This window comes from Rhodobacter sp. SY28-1, assembly GCF_005222785.1.
Lineage (GTDB): Bacteria > Pseudomonadota > Alphaproteobacteria > Rhodobacterales > Rhodobacteraceae > Tabrizicola.
Window position 1 is genome coordinate 272,387 of record NZ_STGH01000002.1, and the last position, 16,887, is coordinate 289,273.

Sequence of the window (16,887 nt, forward strand, 5' to 3'; positions counted from 1 at the left end):
ATCCAAACTTTGCCTCAATCGACTTTTACCTCCGCCGAGGGAACAACGCTGCCTGGGGGGCGGATCGACGTGCACGCGGTAGAAATACCGTCGGTGGAATATGCTGCCTTTAGAGGCACATACCGGCTGGAAGACGCAGGCCCGAACGCAGCGGCCGGAACTGGCGGCATCGAGGCCGAGGTCGCCCGGATCTGGGGTTTGGTCCGGCGGATCGACGCCGCGCGCATCATGGTCCTGCACCATCTCGACCGCTGCTGTGTCGCGGCCGGAAGCCTGCTGATCGACGGACAGAAGGGGTTGAACATCGGCTTTCTGATGCCGACCCTGAGGGGCGAGATTGCCGAAGTTGAGGCAGGGCCCTTGCCGGATTTTCTGCCCGCCGGTGACCTCTACCAGGTGCTCTGGGCCCTGGCGAGCCGCATGTCCCTGGTCGAGGCCGAGCGGGTCTATCTTCTCGACGCAGGTGACCGCCTGCCGATCCTCGTCCGCCGCGACGGCTTTGCCCTGCCCCCGGAGATGACGCCCGACACAGTCAGATCGGCCGTCTCGGCGGCCGCGAAGAAGGGACGCGCCATCCGCTACAGCCTGGCCGAGGCGCCGGACACCGGCTGGGGACCGACCCAGCCCGTCGCGGCGCTGCTGGCGGATGACCTTTCGGGCACCGATATCCGCATTGGAGGCGATTGCTGGCCAACCGCCCTGCCGGGGTCGGCCAGCCTTGCCGAGGTGCGGCTGGCCATGACACTGGTCGAGGCCCTGGGCCCGCTTGATCCTGGCCCTGACTGCCGGTTGCAGGTGCTGGGCGCCGGGTCGCGCATGATTGCAAGCGTAACGAATGATGCAGGCAGTTGGGCAGTTCGCCTCACGCCGCCGGGAGTTGTGAAATGATGGAAACGCGCATGAAGATCACTCTGTCGCCGCCCACCGCCTGTCGGCGCATCTTGCCTCGATCAGGTCGCTGCTTGACCGGCTGGAAGATCTTGTCGTGCCCGAACGCCTAGGCGTGGCTTCAAGACTGGTCCGGGACATGGGTGCCTTCAGCGCCAAGGTCTCGTTGATCGGGCAGGTCAAGGCCGGCAAGACCAAGCTGACCAATGCCCTGACCGGCATGCCGGAAATGCTGCCCTCGGACGTCAACCCCTGGACCTCGGTCGTGACCTCGATCCATGTCAACACGCCCAAGCCGCGCGGGTCGGATGCGGTCTTCACCTTCTACACGGAAAAGGACTGGGCCGAGCTGACCGAAGACGGCGACCATCTTGGCAAGTTGGCGCAGCGCGCGAACTTCGAGGCCGAACAGGACGAGATGCGTGCGCAGATCAGCGCGATGCGGGCCAAGACCGAAGCGCGGCTGGGCGCGAACTTCAGCTTCCTCCTGGGATAGCAGCACCAGTTCCGCGGCTTCGGGCCGGACCTGCTGGAAAAATACGTCTGTCTGGGGGAAGACGGCGAGGTAACTCAGGCCAGCGGCCGCTATGCCGACGTGACCAAGGCGGCGGACCTGTACATCGATTCGGCCGACTACATCCTGCCGACCACGATCAGCGGCACACCCGGGGTGAATGATCCATTCCTTGCCCGCGAACGGGCCACGCTGGGCAAGACCGACGTCTGCGTCATCGTCCTGTCCGCGAACCAGGCCTTCAGCACCGTCGACCTTGCACTGATGCGCGTCCTGATGGCGATGAAGGCCGAGCAGATCATCCTGTTCGTCAACCGGGTGGACGAGCTGGAAAACCCCGATGTGCAGATCCCCGAGATCGACGCCTTCATCCGCGGGGTCCTGCAGTCGAAGGGGATCCGAACGCGGGTTCCGATCATCTACGGCAGCGCGGTCTGGGCCGAACTGGCCATGCGCGGCGAACAGTCCACGATCCCCCGCGCCGCACTGCAGCGGCTGATGCTTCTGGCCGACGCCCGCGTGGTTCGCGCCGGAAAGACCGGGACGGGTGACAAGTTGCACCTGGGACAGCCGCCCTACAGCACCGACAAGATCCGCGACCTGTCGGGCATCAGCGAGCTGAAGAACCTCATTACCCACAAGTCGGTGATGAATGTCGGCGCGCCCTTCGCCGCTGATGTCCTGGTGCGGGCAACCGACGTGGCGCAGCAGTCGATCATCCTGTTGTCGGACACTCTCGACGGCGAACTGAAGATCAGGCCGAACCTCGACATGAACGCGATGATCGCGCGGATGCAGCGGCTTCTGCACGGGCTGGAGGTCGACTTTCCGCAACTGGCCACCACGATCACCGAACGCATGCTGATCAAGATGTCGACCGCCTTCCGCGAGTTCATCGACCACGAAAGCGCGCGGCTGCGCGACATGGCGCTTGACGGGAACCGGATGACCACTTGGTCGCCCGACACCGACCATCTGCGCACCGAGCTGAACAACGCCTACCACGCCTTCGCGACCGAGATGAGCGAAGACATCGGCGCGATCTATGAACGGACCGCCAATTCCATCAGCGCGATCTATGCTGAAATCCTTGACGGCCAAAGCCAGCTGTTTTCGGTGCAGGCCCCGCAATTGTCCGAGCCGAAGACACCGCCGACCCTGATGCGGACGATGAGCTTCGACGTCAAGACATCCTGGATCGGCAGCTGGCTGGCAAAAGCCACCGGACCAGCCACGATGATAAAACGGCTGAATGATCTTGTTACCTCCGAGATGGTGAATTTTCTCGACGAACTGCGCAATGAACATGTCTCGGACTTTGTTCACGCTGCCCGCCAGACCCTGCATGCGTTTCTTGTCGAACATCTGGAAACCTTGCAAAAGCTGGCGTCTGTCGATGGGGCCGCCCGTGGCAATCAGGCGCGGCAAAAACTGGGAACTGAAATTGAGGTACGGAAGCGGCTTGTTTCACTGAAAGGTCTCCTGTCGGAATTGCAGGCCCAGACCGAAGCTGTCGTTGCGGACTTTCGGTTGAAGCGCAAATGACGGACATCATATCGCAGCGGGCGCGGGCCTATCTTGCGGCCTGGCACTCGCGACGGCCGACGCTTGCCTTGATGGGGGAATTCAGCTCGGGCAAGTCGGCCCTCTTGAACTGCCTCCTCGACCGCCGGCTGCTGCCCACCCGGGTAACTGCAACCGACATGCCGGCGATCTGGATCAGCCATGGCGCGACGGAGCGGGTGACCGGGCTTGGCTTCGACGGCCACCTCGTCGAACTGACGATGGCCGAACTGACCGAAGGCCAGGCGATGCGGTTTCTCTGCATCCGGATCGAGATCGATGCGAAGATCCTGGAACGTGTCGATATCATTGATACTCCAGGCATTTCCGACCCGCGCATGACGACGGACATCGTCGAGGAAGTGGCGCGGAACGTCGATTTCGTGGTCTGGTGTTCGCCGATGACGCAAGCCTGGCGGCAGACGGAGCGAGCGTTCTGGAAGGCCCTGCCCGACAGGATCAAACTCGCCAGTATCCTGGCGCTGACCCGGGCCGACCTGATCGCCAGCACTAGGGACACCGACAAGGTGATCCGGCGCTGCACGGCGGAATCCGACGGCAGTTTTTCGGCCGTTCTGCCCGTTGCCGCCCCCTTGGCAGCCAAGGCCAAGGCCGCTTCCAGCGATTAGGACCGAGCAGACCTGATGCGGGCAAGCGGGATTGCAGAGTTTTGCCTGAAGCTTGACCAATCGGTCGCCGAAGCCGAAAGACTTTGCGCTGCCCACACACTGGTTGATGAGCCGGTTGCGCTAAAAATCCTGCCGCTGACCGCTGATATGCGGGAGCGGTCAGAAAGCGTGATTTCGAAGAAAAAGACGCCCTCCGCCAAGGCCGCGCCGAAGGCTTCTCAGAAGCGGATCTGGGGAATTGATTCACTACTGGAAGTTGTCAAAAACTTCCCACCAAATGAGCAAGGATTGGACATAATCCGCCATCTTCTTAACCAAAAGTTAACCGAAAAACCAGTCACTGTCGAGCATCGGGACGTTCTTGTCCGGGCTTTGACCGGAAGTGCGATTGGTGCAATGAGCGTTGAGAAGTTCTTGAAGCAGGTAGAGCATGAAGTTCAAGACTTTGCTGACGGCCCTTGGTGTGACCTCCGTCCGCAAGCCAACCAAAGAGAGCGCGGTTGAAGCAACCGCCGCTGGAACCGAAACCGAGGGGCTGGCCCTCAAGAAGGAAAAAGAAATGGCAATTGATCTCAAGGGACTGAACGAGATTTCGGGCTTCATCGCGGGCTGCCTGGTGGACAGCGACACCGGCCTGATGATGGCTGCCGAGGGCAGCGGCTCGTTCGACATCGAGGGTGCAGCCGCAGCGAACACCGAAGTGGTGAAAGCCAAGCGCGCCGCGATGAAGATGCTGAAGCTGAGCGATCACATCGAAGACATCCTGATCTCGCTGGGCAAGCAGTATCACCTGATCCGCCCGATGGAAAAGAACCCGGCAGTCTTCATGTACGTCGCCCTGGACCGCAAGGCCGCGAACCTGGGCATGGCCCGCGTTCAGGTCAAGAACATCGAGCAGGCTCAGTCGTTCTGATACCGGACCGCGCGTCCGGCAGGGGGAACCGTCCCCTGCCGGATGCGCTCATCTGCGTCCGTCGCGGCGCAACCCTAGCGCAGATCCATCTGGATGTAGTGCTGACGCAGCGCTGCAGGCGAGATGCCATATCCCGCGCGAAACTGGGCGTAGAACTGGGTGATCGAGCTGAACCCGCTCTGCTCGGCCACCGCCGAGATCGCCGTCGAACTTTCCACCAACAGCGCCCGCGCCCGCATCAGCCGCATCCGGTTGATGAACTGTTTCAACGGCACCTGCATGGTCTTTGAAAACAGCGACAGAGCATAGTTTTCATGCAGCCCGGTGACCGCCGTCACCTGCGCGTTCAGCAGCGGTTTGTCCAGATTTTCAAGCACATAGCGCACCATCGCGATGATGTGGCGCACATGGGCGGAGCTGAGCGAACGGTCCGTCCCGATCTCGTGCTGGGGCGGGCGCAGGAAATCGACCCCGGTGATCGCCGCGCGGCGGAACAGCGCGTTCAGCTCCATCTTGACGATCTCGGCCCGTTCGAAATCGCCCGACCGGTAGTCCATATACCAGCGCTGCACGAGGTCGCTGTCGCAGAGCGAGGGGGGCAGCACCGCCATGCCGCGTCCGATCAGTGCGGCCTGCAGCGGCATGATGTGACGCATCTGCAGGAAACTGTCCAAGGGCAGGTAGATGTTGGCCAGCCGCTGTGCCCCCTCGCCGACCGGGTCGATTCCGGTCAGCTGATGCGGCACCCCGGCCCAGAACAGCACCAGCCGCCCCTCGGGCACCGTCAGGCTGGTGCCGTCAAAGTCGTAGTCCATCCGGAAGTTCATCGCGAAGTTCAGCTCGACATGGCCGTGCCAGTGCGGCAGCGCCATCAGTTCGGGTTCAAAGATGCGGATGCCGAAGCGGCCGAAGGCGCGGTTGCGCGAATAGAAATGCCGGTCGTGGTTCGGCACCGGCATCGGGTTGCGCCGCCTTTGCGCCGTGCTGCGACCGCCGTCCATCCCCACCCTTCCCCGCCGATCTTAGAAAACCGGAAAACTATCTGACAAAGTGATATTGTTGGAAGCGCCCGACTTCCGCAAGCTTTGACTGTCGGACGGGGGAGGAGGAATTCTTCGACCGGCGGCCCAGTCAACGTCGAACGACCTGGAACAACCACAGGTCAAGGGAGGTACTATGACGATCCGTATCCAGCGCGTCGCTTTGGCGACGTTGCTTCTGGGGGTGTCTACCGGGGCGGTGATGGCCGAGATGGCCGCGCCGACTGCCCCGCCAGAGGCCCCCAAGTTCGAGGCGCAGACCGAACCGGTCTATGTCAACCGCTCGGACATCTTCGAGTTCAAGGCCCTGCCCGCCTATTCCGAACCGGCCTGGGTCACGGCCTTCGTGGATGCGGGCAAGCTGCCGCCGGTGGCCGAACGCCTGCCGAAGGAACCGCTGGTGTACAAGGCCGCGAACATGCCCGACGGCCCCGGCGTCTATGGCGACGTGATGCGCCATGTGATCGGCGGCCGGCCCGAGGGGTGGAACTTCTGGGCCGGGCAATCCTACGGCTGGGGCGGGATCGACATCGGCCTGGTCGAATGTCTGACGCGGACAGGCCCGCTGTTCACCGTGAACTCCGAAGACCTGCAGCCGATGCCGAACCTGGCGAAAAGCTGGGAATGGTCCGAGGACGGCAAGGTCCTGACCATCAAGCTGATCGAGGGCGCCAAGTGGTCGGACGGCGACCCCTTCGACGTCGAGGACATCGAGTTCTACTGGAACGATGTCATCATGGACGAGCAGGTCACCCCGCTGATGGGCGCAAGCCCCGCCACCTACAACAACGCGACCTTCGCCAAGGTGGACGACTACACCTTCACCCTGACCTTCCAGGAAGCTTTCCCGGAACAGGTCCTCTACGCGATGGCCTACGGCAATTTCTGCCCCGGCCCGGCGCATGTCCTGAAGCCGAAGCATCCGAAATACGGCGGCGAAAGCTATGAGGCCTTCCTGAACGCCTTCCCGTCGGACTACATGAACTTCCCGACGATGGGCGCCTGGGTCGTGGTCGAACACCGCCCCGATGACATCGTGGTGAAACGCCGCAACCCCTATTACTGGAAGGTCGACGAGACCGGCCAGCAGCTGCCCTATCTGGACGAGATGCACTTCCGTCTGTCCACCTGGGGTGACCGCGACGTGCAGGCCGTGGCCGGGACGGGCGACTTCTCGAACCTGGAACAGCCGGAAAACTATGTGGAAAGCCTGAAGAAGGCCGCCGATCCGGCCAGCCCGGCGCGTCTGGCCTTTGGTCCGCGGTCCATCGGCTACCAGATGTTCTTCAACACCTCGGCCAACGGCTGGGGCGAGCCCGATGCCCGGGCGCAGGGCGTGCGCGAGCTGAACCGGAACCTCGATTTCCGCAAGGCCGTGACCTACGCGATGGACCGGCAGCGGCTGGGCGACAGTCTGGTGAAAGGCCCGTTCACTGCGCCTTATGCCGGGGGTCTCCTGACCTCGACCTCGTTCTACGATGCGGGTTCGACGGTGTTCTATCCGTTCGACCAGGCCTCGGCGAAAGAGGCGCTGGCGGCGGCCGGGCTGACCGATGGCGACGGCAACGGCTTTGTCGACGCACCCGGCGGCGGTGACCTGACGGTCACGCTTCTGGCCAATGCCGACTATGCCACCGACAAGAACCTCGCCGAAGGCGTGATCGCGATGATGGCGGATGTGGGCGTCAAGGTCACGCTGAACAGCCTGACCGGCAAGGACTATGACAACGCCCGCGATTCTGGCGCCTGGGACTGGCTGGTACGTCGCAACGACCAGGAGTTCGTCTCGGTCGTCCAGGGCACCGACCGGCTTGCTCCGATCGGTCCGATGACGGCGGTCTGGCACCGTGCGAACGGGGCAGGCGAGATGGACCTTCTGCCCTATGAAGAGCAGCTGGTCGAGGCGATCAAGGCCTTCACCGGCACGCGCGACGCCGCCGCCAAGATCGAGGCGATGAAGACCTACCAGAAGGTGTTCACCGAAAACGTGACGGCCGTCGGCCTGACCTCCTATCCCGGTGCGCTGATCATCAACAAGCGTTTCGCCAACATCCCGGCGGGGGCTCCGATCTTCATGTACAACTGGGCAGAGGACAACATCATCCGTGAACGTGTCTTCGTACCGGCCGACAAGCAGCTTGGCGCCGAACTGCATCCGCAGACCCTGCCCGGTGCTCCGGGCTCGGCCGGGCCGGTGAGCGCGAATTAAGGGTTTCCTCCCGAAGTTCGGGGGCGGCAGACGACCGTCGCCCCCGGACACCCAAGGCTTCACCCCGTCCTTTCCCCTTTTCCTAGGCAGGTAACCGCGATGCTGGGCTTTCTTGGCGTCCGCCTGATGCAATCGGTGCCGGTCCTGATCGTGATGAGCTTCATCACCTTCATGATCATCCAGGCCCCTCCAGGCGACTACGGCGACTTCATCCGGACCAACATGATCGTGCAGGGCGGGGCCTCGCCCGAGGCGGCAACCGCAGCCGCCAACCAGTATCGCGAAACGCACGGCCTGAACGATCCGCTGATCCTGCAGTATTTCTACTGGATCTGGGGCATCGTCAGCGAAGGCGACTTCGGCCAGTCCTACGCCTACAACAAGCCGGTATCCGAGATCCTTGCCCAGCGCCTGCCGCCCACCATCGCCATCGCGCTGACCTGCCACCTTCTGGCGACCGTGATCGGCATCGGCTTCGGCATCCTTGCCGCCACCCGGCAATACACCTGGGTCGATACCGTCCTTAGCTTCGTCAGCTTCATGGGCATGACGATCCCGCGCTTCCTCCTCGCGCTCATCATCCTCTACATCCTGGTGTTCAAGCTGAACGTGCAGGAGATCGGGTCGTTCTACTCCAGCCGCTATGGTGGGCAGCCCTATTGGGAGGGCTTCCTCGACTTCAACTGGGGCAAGTTCTGGAACCTGATCCAGCATGTCTGGCCCGTCATCGCCGTCGCGGCCTTCGGGGGGCTGGCCTACAACATGCGGGTGATGCGGGCGAACCTGCTGGACACGCTGAACGCCCAGTACATTGAGACTGCGCGGGCCAAGGGCCTTGGCGAAGGCGCGGTCATCATGCGCCACGCGGTCCCCAACGCGCTGCACCCCCTGGTCGCCTATCAGGGCGTCGTGCTGCCCTACATGCTGACGGGTGAGATCGAGGTGGCCATCGTCTTCGGCCTGGCCACCATCGGCCCGGCCATCGTCGGCTCCATGGCCATCGGCGATGTCTATGTCACCGCGACGCTGCTCCTCGTCCTTGGCGCAACCCTCATCATCGGCAACATCATTGCCGACCTCCTCTTGGCCGTGCTTGACCCGCGCATCCGGGTGGGGGGCAACTGATGGCCACGATCCACGAAGGCGAAGCCGCCGATGCCCGCGTCTCGACCGTCTCGACCACATCGCAAAGCTATCTGGCGCTGGTCTGGCGGCGGTTTCGCAAGTCCATCCCCGGGATGCTGGGCCTGATCCTCGTCTCGCTTCTGTTCCTGATCGCGATCTTCGCCGAGTTCTTCGCACCGCAGAACCCCAACGCCAACGGCGCCTCCTTCGCGCCGCCGGATCAGATCAGCTTCACCACCAAGGAGGGCTTCACCCTCTGGCCCGTGGTCTATGCCATCACGGAAAGCGAGGAGCTGGACCCGATCACCTTCCAGCCGCTCATGGGCCCCGACCTCGACAACCCGCGCCCGCTCGCCTTCTTTGTCGAGGGGTGGAGCTACAATCTCTTCGGCCTGATCCCGATGGACACCCATTTCATCGGCCTTGCGGACGGGACGCCCCTGCGGCTTCTTGGCACCGACAAGCTGGGCCGTGATGTCCTGAGCCGCGGGATCATGGGCAGCCGGATCAGCCTGACCATCGCGCTGACCTCGATCACCCTCATCACCATCGCGGGCACGCTTCTGGGCATCACCTCGGGCTATATCGGGGGCCGCTTCGACCTGTGGTTCCAGCGGTTCGTGGAAATCGTGCTCGCCTTCCCGCAGCTGCCCTTGTACCTGACGCTGACTACCCTGATCCCGGTCACCGCGCCCTCGCCCGTCTTCATCGCCTTCGTGATCCTCGTCATCGCGGGCCTCGGCTGGGCGCAGCTTTCCCGCGAGGTCCGGTCAAAGACCATGGCCATGGCCAAGGTCGACTATGTCCGCGCCGCACAGGCCGTGGGCGCAAGTGACGGGCGCATCATCACCCGTCACATCCTGCCCAACGTGATGAGCCATGTGATCGTCTCGATCACCCTTGGCATCCCGGCCATCGTGCTTCTGGAGTCGTTCCTCGGCTATCTCGGCTTTGCCGTGAAACCGCCCTTGATCTCCTGGGGCCTGATGCTGCAGGACGCCTCAACTTTCTCGGTCATCGGCTCCTACCCCTGGATCCTGTCGCCGGTGGGCTTCATCCTTCTCGCCGTCTTCGCCTTCAACGCCCTTGGGGATGGCCTCCGCGATGCCATCGACCCATATTGAGGCCGCCCATGACCAACACCGTCATCGAAGCCCGCAAGATCGGCGTCACCTTCAAGGTCGACGGCGGCACCATCGAGGCCGTGAAGGACGTCTCCTTCACGCTTGCCAAGGGCCAGACCATCGCCCTTGTCGGAGAGTCGGGCAGCGGCAAATCCGTCACCGCCCGCGCGATCATGCGGCTTCTGTCCAAGCGCGCCACCGTCAGCCCGCAGACCGAAATCCTCTATGCTGGGCGCAACATGGCGCAGCTTTCCCCAAGGGAAATGCGGGGCCTGCGTGGCAACCGGCTGTCGATGATCTTTCAGGAACCGATGTCCTCGCTGAACCCGGTCTACACCATCGGCAACCAGATCGCCGAGGTGCTGCGTATCCACAACCGGATGTCGAAGGCCGAGGCAAAGGCCAAGGCGCTGGCGCTCCTGAAAGACGTGCAGATCCCCGAACCCGAGGCCCGGCTGAACCAGTATCCCCACCAGCTCTCCGGCGGCCAGCGCCAGCGGGTGATGATCGCGATGGCCTTGGCCAACAACCCCGACGTGCTAATCGCTGATGAGCCGACGACGGCACTTGATGTGACGGTGCAGGCGGAAATCCTGAACCTCATCAAAGCGTTGAAGGAAAGGACCGGCCTTGCCGTGATCCTCATCACCCACGACCTGACCGTCGTCCGCCAGTTCGCCGACCACGTCTATGTCATGCAGCACGGCGAGGTGCGCGAGGAAGGGCCAACCGAAACTGTCTTCACCGCGCCGAAGCACCCCTATACCAAACGCCTCCTCGGCTCCGAACCCAAGGGCCGCGCCGACCCCGCGCAGGTGGGGACGGAAACCGTGCTGGAAGGCCGCAACATCCGCGTGACCTACAACCTGCGCAAGGGCGGAGCCTTCCGTGGCACCTGGTCCAAGCTGCAGGCCGTCGACGGGCTGACCCTGTCCCTGAAGCGCGGCGAGACGCTAGGCCTTGTGGGCGAGTCAGGCTCGGGCAAGACCACTTTCGGCCAGGCGCTCCTCCGCCTCAACAACCTCACCGAAGGCGAGGTGGATTTCCTCGGCCACCGCATCGACGGGCTGGACCGCAAGGGCATGAACCCCTACCGCCAGCGGATGCAGATCGTCTTTCAGGATCCGTTCTCCAGCCTGAACCCCCGGATGTCGGTGCGCCAGCTGATCGAGGAAGGCCTGATCGTCAACCGCCTTGGCCGCACCCGCGCCGACCGCGAAATCCGCGTCAAACAGGCCCTCCGCGATGCCGGTCTGCCCGACACCATCCTCTCCCGCTTCCCGCACGAATTCTCCGGTGGCCAGCGCCAGCGCCTTGCCATCGCCCGCGCCATCGCGCTGGAACCCGAGTTCATCCTCTTGGACGAACCCACGTCTGCCTTAGACCTCTCCGTTCAGGCGCAAATCATCGAACTCTTGCGCGGCTTGCAGCGCGAAAAGGGCCTGAGCTATCTCTTCATCAGCCACGACCTGAAGGTCGTCCGCGCGCTCTGTCACCGCGTCATCGTCATGCAGAACGGGCGGATCGTCGAACAGGGTCCTGTCGACGCCGTCCTGGAACGCCCCGAAACCGACTACACCCGCCGCCTTGTCAAAGCGGCCTTCGAAATCGCAGCCTAGAGGAACATCATGCCTACCCCCGTCATCACTTTCATCGGCGCCGGATCGACCGTGTTCACCAAGAACATCGCCGGCGACATCCTGTCCCGCCCGGCACTTGCCGCAGCCGAAATCCGGCTGATGGACATCAACCCCGAGCGGCTGGCCGAATCCGAAATCATCGTCGGCAAAATGGCGCAGACCCTGGGCGGCAAGGCCAGCGTCAAGACCTACACCGACCAGAAGCGCGCCCTGACCGGCGCGGATTTCGTCGTCGTCTGCTTCCAGATCGGCGGCTATGACCCCTGCACGATCACCGACTTCGAGGTCCCCAAGGCCTTCGGCCTCCGCCAGACCATCGCCGACACCCTCGGCATCGGCGGCATCATGCGCGGTCTGCGCACTGTACCGCACCTCTGGTCGATCTGCGACGACCTGCTGCAGGTCGCGCCGAACGCCATCATGCTGCAATACGTCAACCCGATGGCGATCAACACCTGGGCCATCGCGGCGAAATACCCGACGATCCGCCAAGTCGGCCTTTGCCATTCGGTCCAAGGAACGGCCTGGGAACTGGCCCGCGACCTCGACCTGCCCGTCGAGGAGATCCGCTACCGCGCAGGCGGCATCAACCACATGGCCTTCTACCTGACCTTCGAACACCGGCAGGCGGACGGGACCTACAAGAATCTCTACCCCGACCTCCTGAAAGGCTACCACGAGGGCCGCTTCCCCAAGCCCTCCCACTGGAACCCGCGCTGCCCGAACAAGGTCCGCTACGAAATGCTGACCCGGCTGGGCTACTTCGTCACCGAAAGCAGCGAACACTTCGCGGAATACACCCCCTGGTTCATCAAGCGCGACCGCCCGGACCTGATCGAGAAATTCGGCATCCCCTTGGACGAATACCCCAAGCGCTGCGTCGAACAGATCGCCCGCTGGAAGCGCGAGGCCGAGGCGCTGAAGTCCGCCAACACCGTCGAGGTGAAGGAAAGCCACGAATACGCGTCGCAGATCGTGAACTCGGTCGTGACGGGTGAGCCTTCAGTGATCTACGGCAACATCGGCAACCGCGGCTACATCCCGCAACTGCCCGATGGCTGCGCCGTCGAGGTGCCGGTTCTGGTCGACGCAAGCGGCCTGCAGCCCACCATCGTCCACGACATCCCGCCGCAGCTGATCGCGCTGATGCGCACTAACATCAACGTGCAGGACCTGACGGTGCAGGCGCTCCTGACCGAAAACCCGGACCACATCTACCACGCCGCCATGCTGGACCCGCATACGGGGGCCGAGCTTGACCTCGACCAGATCTGGGCGATGACCCATGACCTTCTGGCCGCGCACGGCGACTGGCTGCCGGAATGGGCGCGGGTTCCCGTGCGCAAGGCGGGCTAAGGCGATGTGGCCCCGGCGCATCTGTGTGGTGGGGGGCGGAACTGCAGGCTGGCTTGCCGCGATGATGCTGGGTGACTCGGCGCGTCGCGGCGGCCATGCTTGCGAGGTCACGGTTATCGAGAGCTCGAAGATCGGGACCATCGGCGTCGGCGAAGGCACCACCGCCGTCTTCCGCCAGATGCTCCAGCACTTCGGCCTTGATGAGGCCGAATTCCTCGCCGCCACCGGGGCCACGATCAAATTCGGCATCCGCCACCGCGACTGGCGGCGGGTGGGCCACTCCTACGACGGCCCCATCGACGACCCGCACCGGGTGGCCGGGTTCGACGTAAACGCGCTGGACGTCTACCAGGTGGCGCAGGGCGAAAGCGTGGGCCAGACGCACCTTTTCCAGCACCTCCTGAACGCCAACCGCAGCCCCTTTGCGATGGTTCAAGGCCGCCGCGTCCCCGTCGGCCCCTATCACCATGCCTACCACTTCGATCAGGCGCTGGCGGGCAAGTGGTTGCGATCAAAGGCAAAAGCCATCACCACCATCGACGATCAGGTCCAATCCGTCGAGTGCCACCCGGAGACCGGCGACATCACCGCCCTGCAGCTTGAAGGCGGCACAAGGGTCGAGGCCGACCTCTACATCGACTGCACCGGCTTCCGCCGCGCGCTGATCGGCCCGATGGGGGGCGAGTGGGTCAGCTACCGGGGGACCCTGCCGGTGAACCGGGCGATCCCCTTCTGGCTGGACATCCCGGACGGCGAAGAGATCGAACCCTGCACGCTGGCGTGGGCGCAAGGGTCCGGCTGGATGTGGAAGATCCCGACCCAGGGCCGCTACGGCTGCGGCTATGTCTTCTCCGACGCCCACGTCACCCCGGACCAAGCGAAGGCGGAAATCGAAGCCACCCTCGGCCACCCCATCGAGGTCCGCAACGACATCAAGATCGACGCCGGACGCCTTGACCAGCAGTGGTCCCACAACTGCATCGCCCTCGGCCTCTCCTCCAGTTTCCTTGAACCGCTGGAGGCGACCTCGATCCACGGCACGGTGGTGCAGTTGATGCTCCTGTCCTCGGTCCTGCCCAACCCCGACGACCGCGCTCGCGCCGCCTTCAACGCCGCCGCCGCGCGTCAGGTGGACGACTTCCGCGACTTCATCCGCCTGCACTATGTCTCCGAACGCCGCGATACGCCGTTCTGGCAGGACGTCGCGGGGTCGCTCCCCGACCGACTGGCTGACCGCCTCGCCCTCTGGCAGACCAAGGTCCCGGGGCCGGAGGACTTCCAGCCCTTCCCGATGTCCCTGCCCCACACCGACCACCACCTGCATGTCCCGGTGCTGGACGGGTTGGGCCTTCTGAACCCCAAGGCCGCGAAGGGCTGGCTGGCGGCTCGTCCAGAACTTCGCGCAAGAGCCCGGCAGTCAGCCCAATCACTGACCCGCGAGTATCGCATGGCGGCCAGCAAAGCCCTACCCCACCGCGCCTTCCTGCGAGGCTTGCACGAACCCGCCTGACCCGCTCGTCGTGCACTTCGTTTCTCCTCGCTGACCGACGAGAAGCCGAAGGCGCACGAGGAGGCGTCAGTCACAAAGCCTCATCCCGCATCGCCCGGAACTCCATCGGCGACAGGCCCCGATGGCGACGAAACGCCTTGGCGAGGTAGTTCCCATCCGCAAATCCCGTCGCCCGGGCAATGTCGCCGATCTTCATCTCCGACGCGGTGAGCAGCCGCTCCACCCGATCCATCCGGCTTGCAAAGACAAGATCGGACGGCGGCACCCCGACCTCCTCGGCAAAGCGCCGCACGAAATGCGCCCGACTGAGGCCCGCGACCTGCGCCAGCGTATCGACCCGCAGATCGCCGCCAAGGTTTGCCTCGATATGAGACAAAACCCGCGCCATCTCGGGCGCCAAAGCCACGGGCGGCTTCGCCCCAGCAAAGGCCGCATCGTGGAGCACGGCCAGTGCCTCATACCCCAGGACCGAAGCCTGAGCGGGCGTCAGCGCGCGGGTCAGCAGCCCATGACACGCTCCCGCCAGCCGCATTTCCCCTTCGGCCCCCGGCTGCAACACTGGCCCCGCCACGGCCAAGACCTCGCGCGCCAGACGCAAGGCCTCGCGGCCCGACAGGATGAACCAGAAGTATTCCCAATGCCCCCCACGCTCCAGCCAATAGCGGTGCGCGTGCGGCATCGTCACCAGCATGGTTTGACCCGCCCCCAGCCGATAGCGCGCTCCGCCGAAGTCCAGCCGCCCTTCGCCCAGGATGGTATGCTGGATCACCAGGAACGGCTCGCTCCCCCGTTTCATCCCGTCCCAGCTATACAGCTCATTCCGGCGCTGCTCATAGCCCACCGCCTCGGCCAGGACCCCCAGCGACGGCACCGCCCCCCGAGGGGAAAGGACGCGGATGTCGTGGCCGTGGGATAGAAGCGCGGACAGCATGAAATTACCCTAATTGGCACAAGATTTCTCTACACGCCCGACTTGGTGAAGCCTAGCCTTTTCCCCAAAGGGAGGGCTCAACCATGCCGTTCAAACTCTGCATCATCGGCGCGGGCAGCGTCGGTTTCACCCGCAAGCTCTGCTCGGACATCCTGTCGGTGCCCGAGTTCGAGGGAATCGAGATCGCGCTGACCGACATCAGTCAGCAGAACCTCGACATGATCGCCCAGATCCTGCGCAAGATGATCGAGGTCTCGGGCCTCAAGACGAAAGTCACCGCCACCACCGACCGCCGCAAGGCTCTTGAGGGCGCGAAATACGTGATGAACACGGTGCGGATCGGAGGTGTCGAAGCCTTCGCCACCGACATCTCGATCCCGCTGAAATACGGCGTCGACCAATGCGTCGGCGACACGATCTGCGCGGGCGGCATCCTTTACGGTCAGCGCGGCATCGCCGCGATGCTTGACTTCTGCAAGGACATCCGTGAGGTCTGCCCGTCCGACCACCTCCTCCTCAACTACGCGAACCCGATGGCGATGATGACCTGGGCTGCGATCGACCACGGCGGGGTCAACACCGTCGGCCTCTGCCACGGCGTCCAGAACGGCCACCGCCAGATCGCCGCCGCCCTTGGCGTGCCGATGGGCGAGGTCGACATCATCTGCTCGGGCATCAACCACCAGACCTGGTACCTCGACATCCGCCACAAGGGCCGGAAGATCGAGAAGGACGAACTCATCGCCGCCTTCGAGGCGCATCCCGTTTTCAGCCGCCAGGAAAAGGTGCGGATCGACGTTCTTAAACGCTTCGGCTTCTACTCGACCGAATCCAACGGCCACCTCTCGGAATACCTGCCCTGGTACCGGAAACGCCGCGAGGACATCCCGAACTGGATCAGCACCGACGACTGGATCCACGGCGAAACCGGCGGCTATCTGCGCCACACGCGCGAGACGCGGAACTGGTTCGAGACCGAATATCCGACGATGCTGAAAGACGCCGAAAAGCCCCTGTCGCAGTGGAAGCGCACCGACGAACACGCCTCCCACATCATCGAGGCGCTGGAGACGGGGCGCCCCTACCGCGGACATTTCAACGTGAAGAACCGCGGTGTGATCACCAACCTGCCCGACGACTGCATCATCGAAAGCCCCGGCTGGGTGGACCGCTTTGGCATCAACATGGTGGAAGGCGTCACCCTCCCGCTCGCTTGCGCCGCGACCTGCCAGGCTTCGGTCAACGTGCAGCGGATGTCCGTGCAGGCGGCCATAACCGGCGACGTGGATCTTCTGAAACTCGCCGTCCTGCACGACCCGCTGGTCGGCGCGGTCTGCACGCCCGCCGAGGTCTGGTCGATGGTCGACGAGATGCTGGAGGCGCAGGCCCAATGGCTGCCGCAGTATCCGGCCCCCGCCAGCCGCGCCCGGGCGGCGTCCTGATCT

At 63.9% G+C, this 16,887-nt stretch carries 15 protein-coding genes; 13 read left to right on the forward strand and 2 right to left on the reverse strand.

Features of this window, described 5'->3' with window-relative positions:
- Nucleotides 1–93: 93 nt before the first annotated feature.
- The 6 genes from E8M84_RS10345 (at nt 94) to E8M84_RS10370 (ending at nt 4,507) form a co-directional block, all read left to right on the forward strand.
- Nucleotides 94–888, forward strand: coding sequence for a hypothetical protein (locus E8M84_RS10345; RefSeq protein WP_137111126.1), 795 nt, complete (start codon nt 94–96; stop codon nt 886–888).
- A gap of 97 nt (nt 889–985) precedes the next feature.
- Nucleotides 986–1,384 (forward strand): hypothetical protein, encoded by a 399-nt coding sequence (locus E8M84_RS10350; protein ID WP_137111127.1) that lies wholly within the window; start codon nt 986–988, stop codon nt 1,382–1,384.
- Nucleotides 1,385–1,483: 99 nt separating this feature from the next.
- Nucleotides 1,484–2,947, forward strand: a complete 1,464-nt coding sequence (locus tag E8M84_RS10355; RefSeq protein ID WP_137111128.1) for a hypothetical protein — start codon at nt 1,484–1,486, stop codon at nt 2,945–2,947.
- Complete coding sequence (locus E8M84_RS10360; protein WP_137111129.1) at nt 2,944–3,594, forward strand: dynamin family protein; 651 nt, start codon at nt 2,944–2,946, stop codon at nt 3,592–3,594. Before E8M84_RS10355 ends, E8M84_RS10360 begins: the two co-directional genes overlap by 4 nt.
- A gap of 15 nt (nt 3,595–3,609) precedes the next feature.
- Entirely contained in the window at nt 3,610–4,098 is a 489-nt protein-coding gene (locus E8M84_RS10365) for a hypothetical protein (protein WP_137111130.1), read from the forward strand.
- A gap of 55 nt (nt 4,099–4,153) precedes the next feature.
- Entirely contained in the window at nt 4,154–4,507 is a 354-nt protein-coding gene (locus tag E8M84_RS10370) for a roadblock/LC7 domain-containing protein (RefSeq protein WP_137111131.1), read from the forward strand.
- A gap of 74 nt (nt 4,508–4,581) precedes the next feature.
- Here E8M84_RS10370 and E8M84_RS10375 read toward each other — a convergent pair whose 3' ends face one another.
- Nucleotides 4,582–5,508, reverse strand: coding sequence for a helix-turn-helix domain-containing protein (locus E8M84_RS10375; protein WP_137111132.1), 927 nt, complete (start codon nt 5,506–5,508; stop codon nt 4,582–4,584).
- A gap of 175 nt (nt 5,509–5,683) precedes the next feature.
- On the opposite strand from E8M84_RS10375, the gene E8M84_RS10380 reads away from it, so the two are divergent.
- The 6 genes from E8M84_RS10380 to E8M84_RS10405 all read left to right on the forward strand — a co-directional run bounded on the left by E8M84_RS10380 (nt 5,684) and on the right by E8M84_RS10405 (nt 14,511).
- Entirely contained in the window at nt 5,684–7,756 is a 2,073-nt protein-coding gene (locus E8M84_RS10380; RefSeq protein ID WP_137111133.1) for an ABC transporter substrate-binding protein, read from the forward strand.
- Between the two features lie 99 nt (nt 7,757–7,855).
- On the forward strand, nt 7,856–8,881 hold the full coding sequence (locus E8M84_RS10385; RefSeq protein WP_137111134.1) for an ABC transporter permease: 1,026 nt from the start codon (nt 7,856–7,858) through the stop codon (nt 8,879–8,881).
- Nucleotides 8,881–10,005, forward strand: a complete 1,125-nt coding sequence (locus tag E8M84_RS10390; RefSeq protein ID WP_137111135.1) for an ABC transporter permease — start codon at nt 8,881–8,883, stop codon at nt 10,003–10,005. The genes E8M84_RS10385 and E8M84_RS10390 overlap by 1 nt, the downstream gene beginning before the upstream one ends.
- A gap of 8 nt (nt 10,006–10,013) precedes the next feature.
- On the forward strand, nt 10,014–11,624 hold the full coding sequence (locus tag E8M84_RS10395) for an ABC transporter ATP-binding protein (RefSeq protein WP_137111136.1): 1,611 nt from the start codon (nt 10,014–10,016) through the stop codon (nt 11,622–11,624).
- Between the two features lie 9 nt (nt 11,625–11,633).
- Nucleotides 11,634–13,001 carry an alpha-glucosidase/alpha-galactosidase gene (locus E8M84_RS10400; RefSeq protein ID WP_276607119.1) on the forward strand — a complete coding sequence of 456 codons (1,368 nt, stop codon included), beginning with the start codon at nt 11,634–11,636 and terminating at the stop codon, nt 12,999–13,001.
- A gap of 4 nt (nt 13,002–13,005) precedes the next feature.
- The gene (locus E8M84_RS10405; protein WP_170971904.1) at nt 13,006–14,511 is read left to right on the forward strand and encodes a tryptophan halogenase family protein; all 1,506 of its coding nucleotides are present in this window, start codon (nt 13,006–13,008) and stop codon (nt 14,509–14,511) included.
- Between the two features lie 70 nt (nt 14,512–14,581).
- Here E8M84_RS10405 and E8M84_RS10410 read toward each other — a convergent pair whose 3' ends face one another.
- Nucleotides 14,582–15,442, reverse strand: coding sequence for an AraC family transcriptional regulator (locus E8M84_RS10410; RefSeq protein ID WP_137111139.1), 861 nt, complete (start codon nt 15,440–15,442; stop codon nt 14,582–14,584).
- 83 nt (nt 15,443–15,525) lie between these two features.
- On the opposite strand from E8M84_RS10410, the gene E8M84_RS10415 reads away from it, so the two are divergent.
- Nucleotides 15,526–16,884, forward strand: a complete 1,359-nt coding sequence (locus E8M84_RS10415; RefSeq protein WP_137111140.1) for an alpha-glucosidase/alpha-galactosidase — start codon at nt 15,526–15,528, stop codon at nt 16,882–16,884.
- Nucleotides 16,885–16,887: the final 3 nt, after the last annotated feature.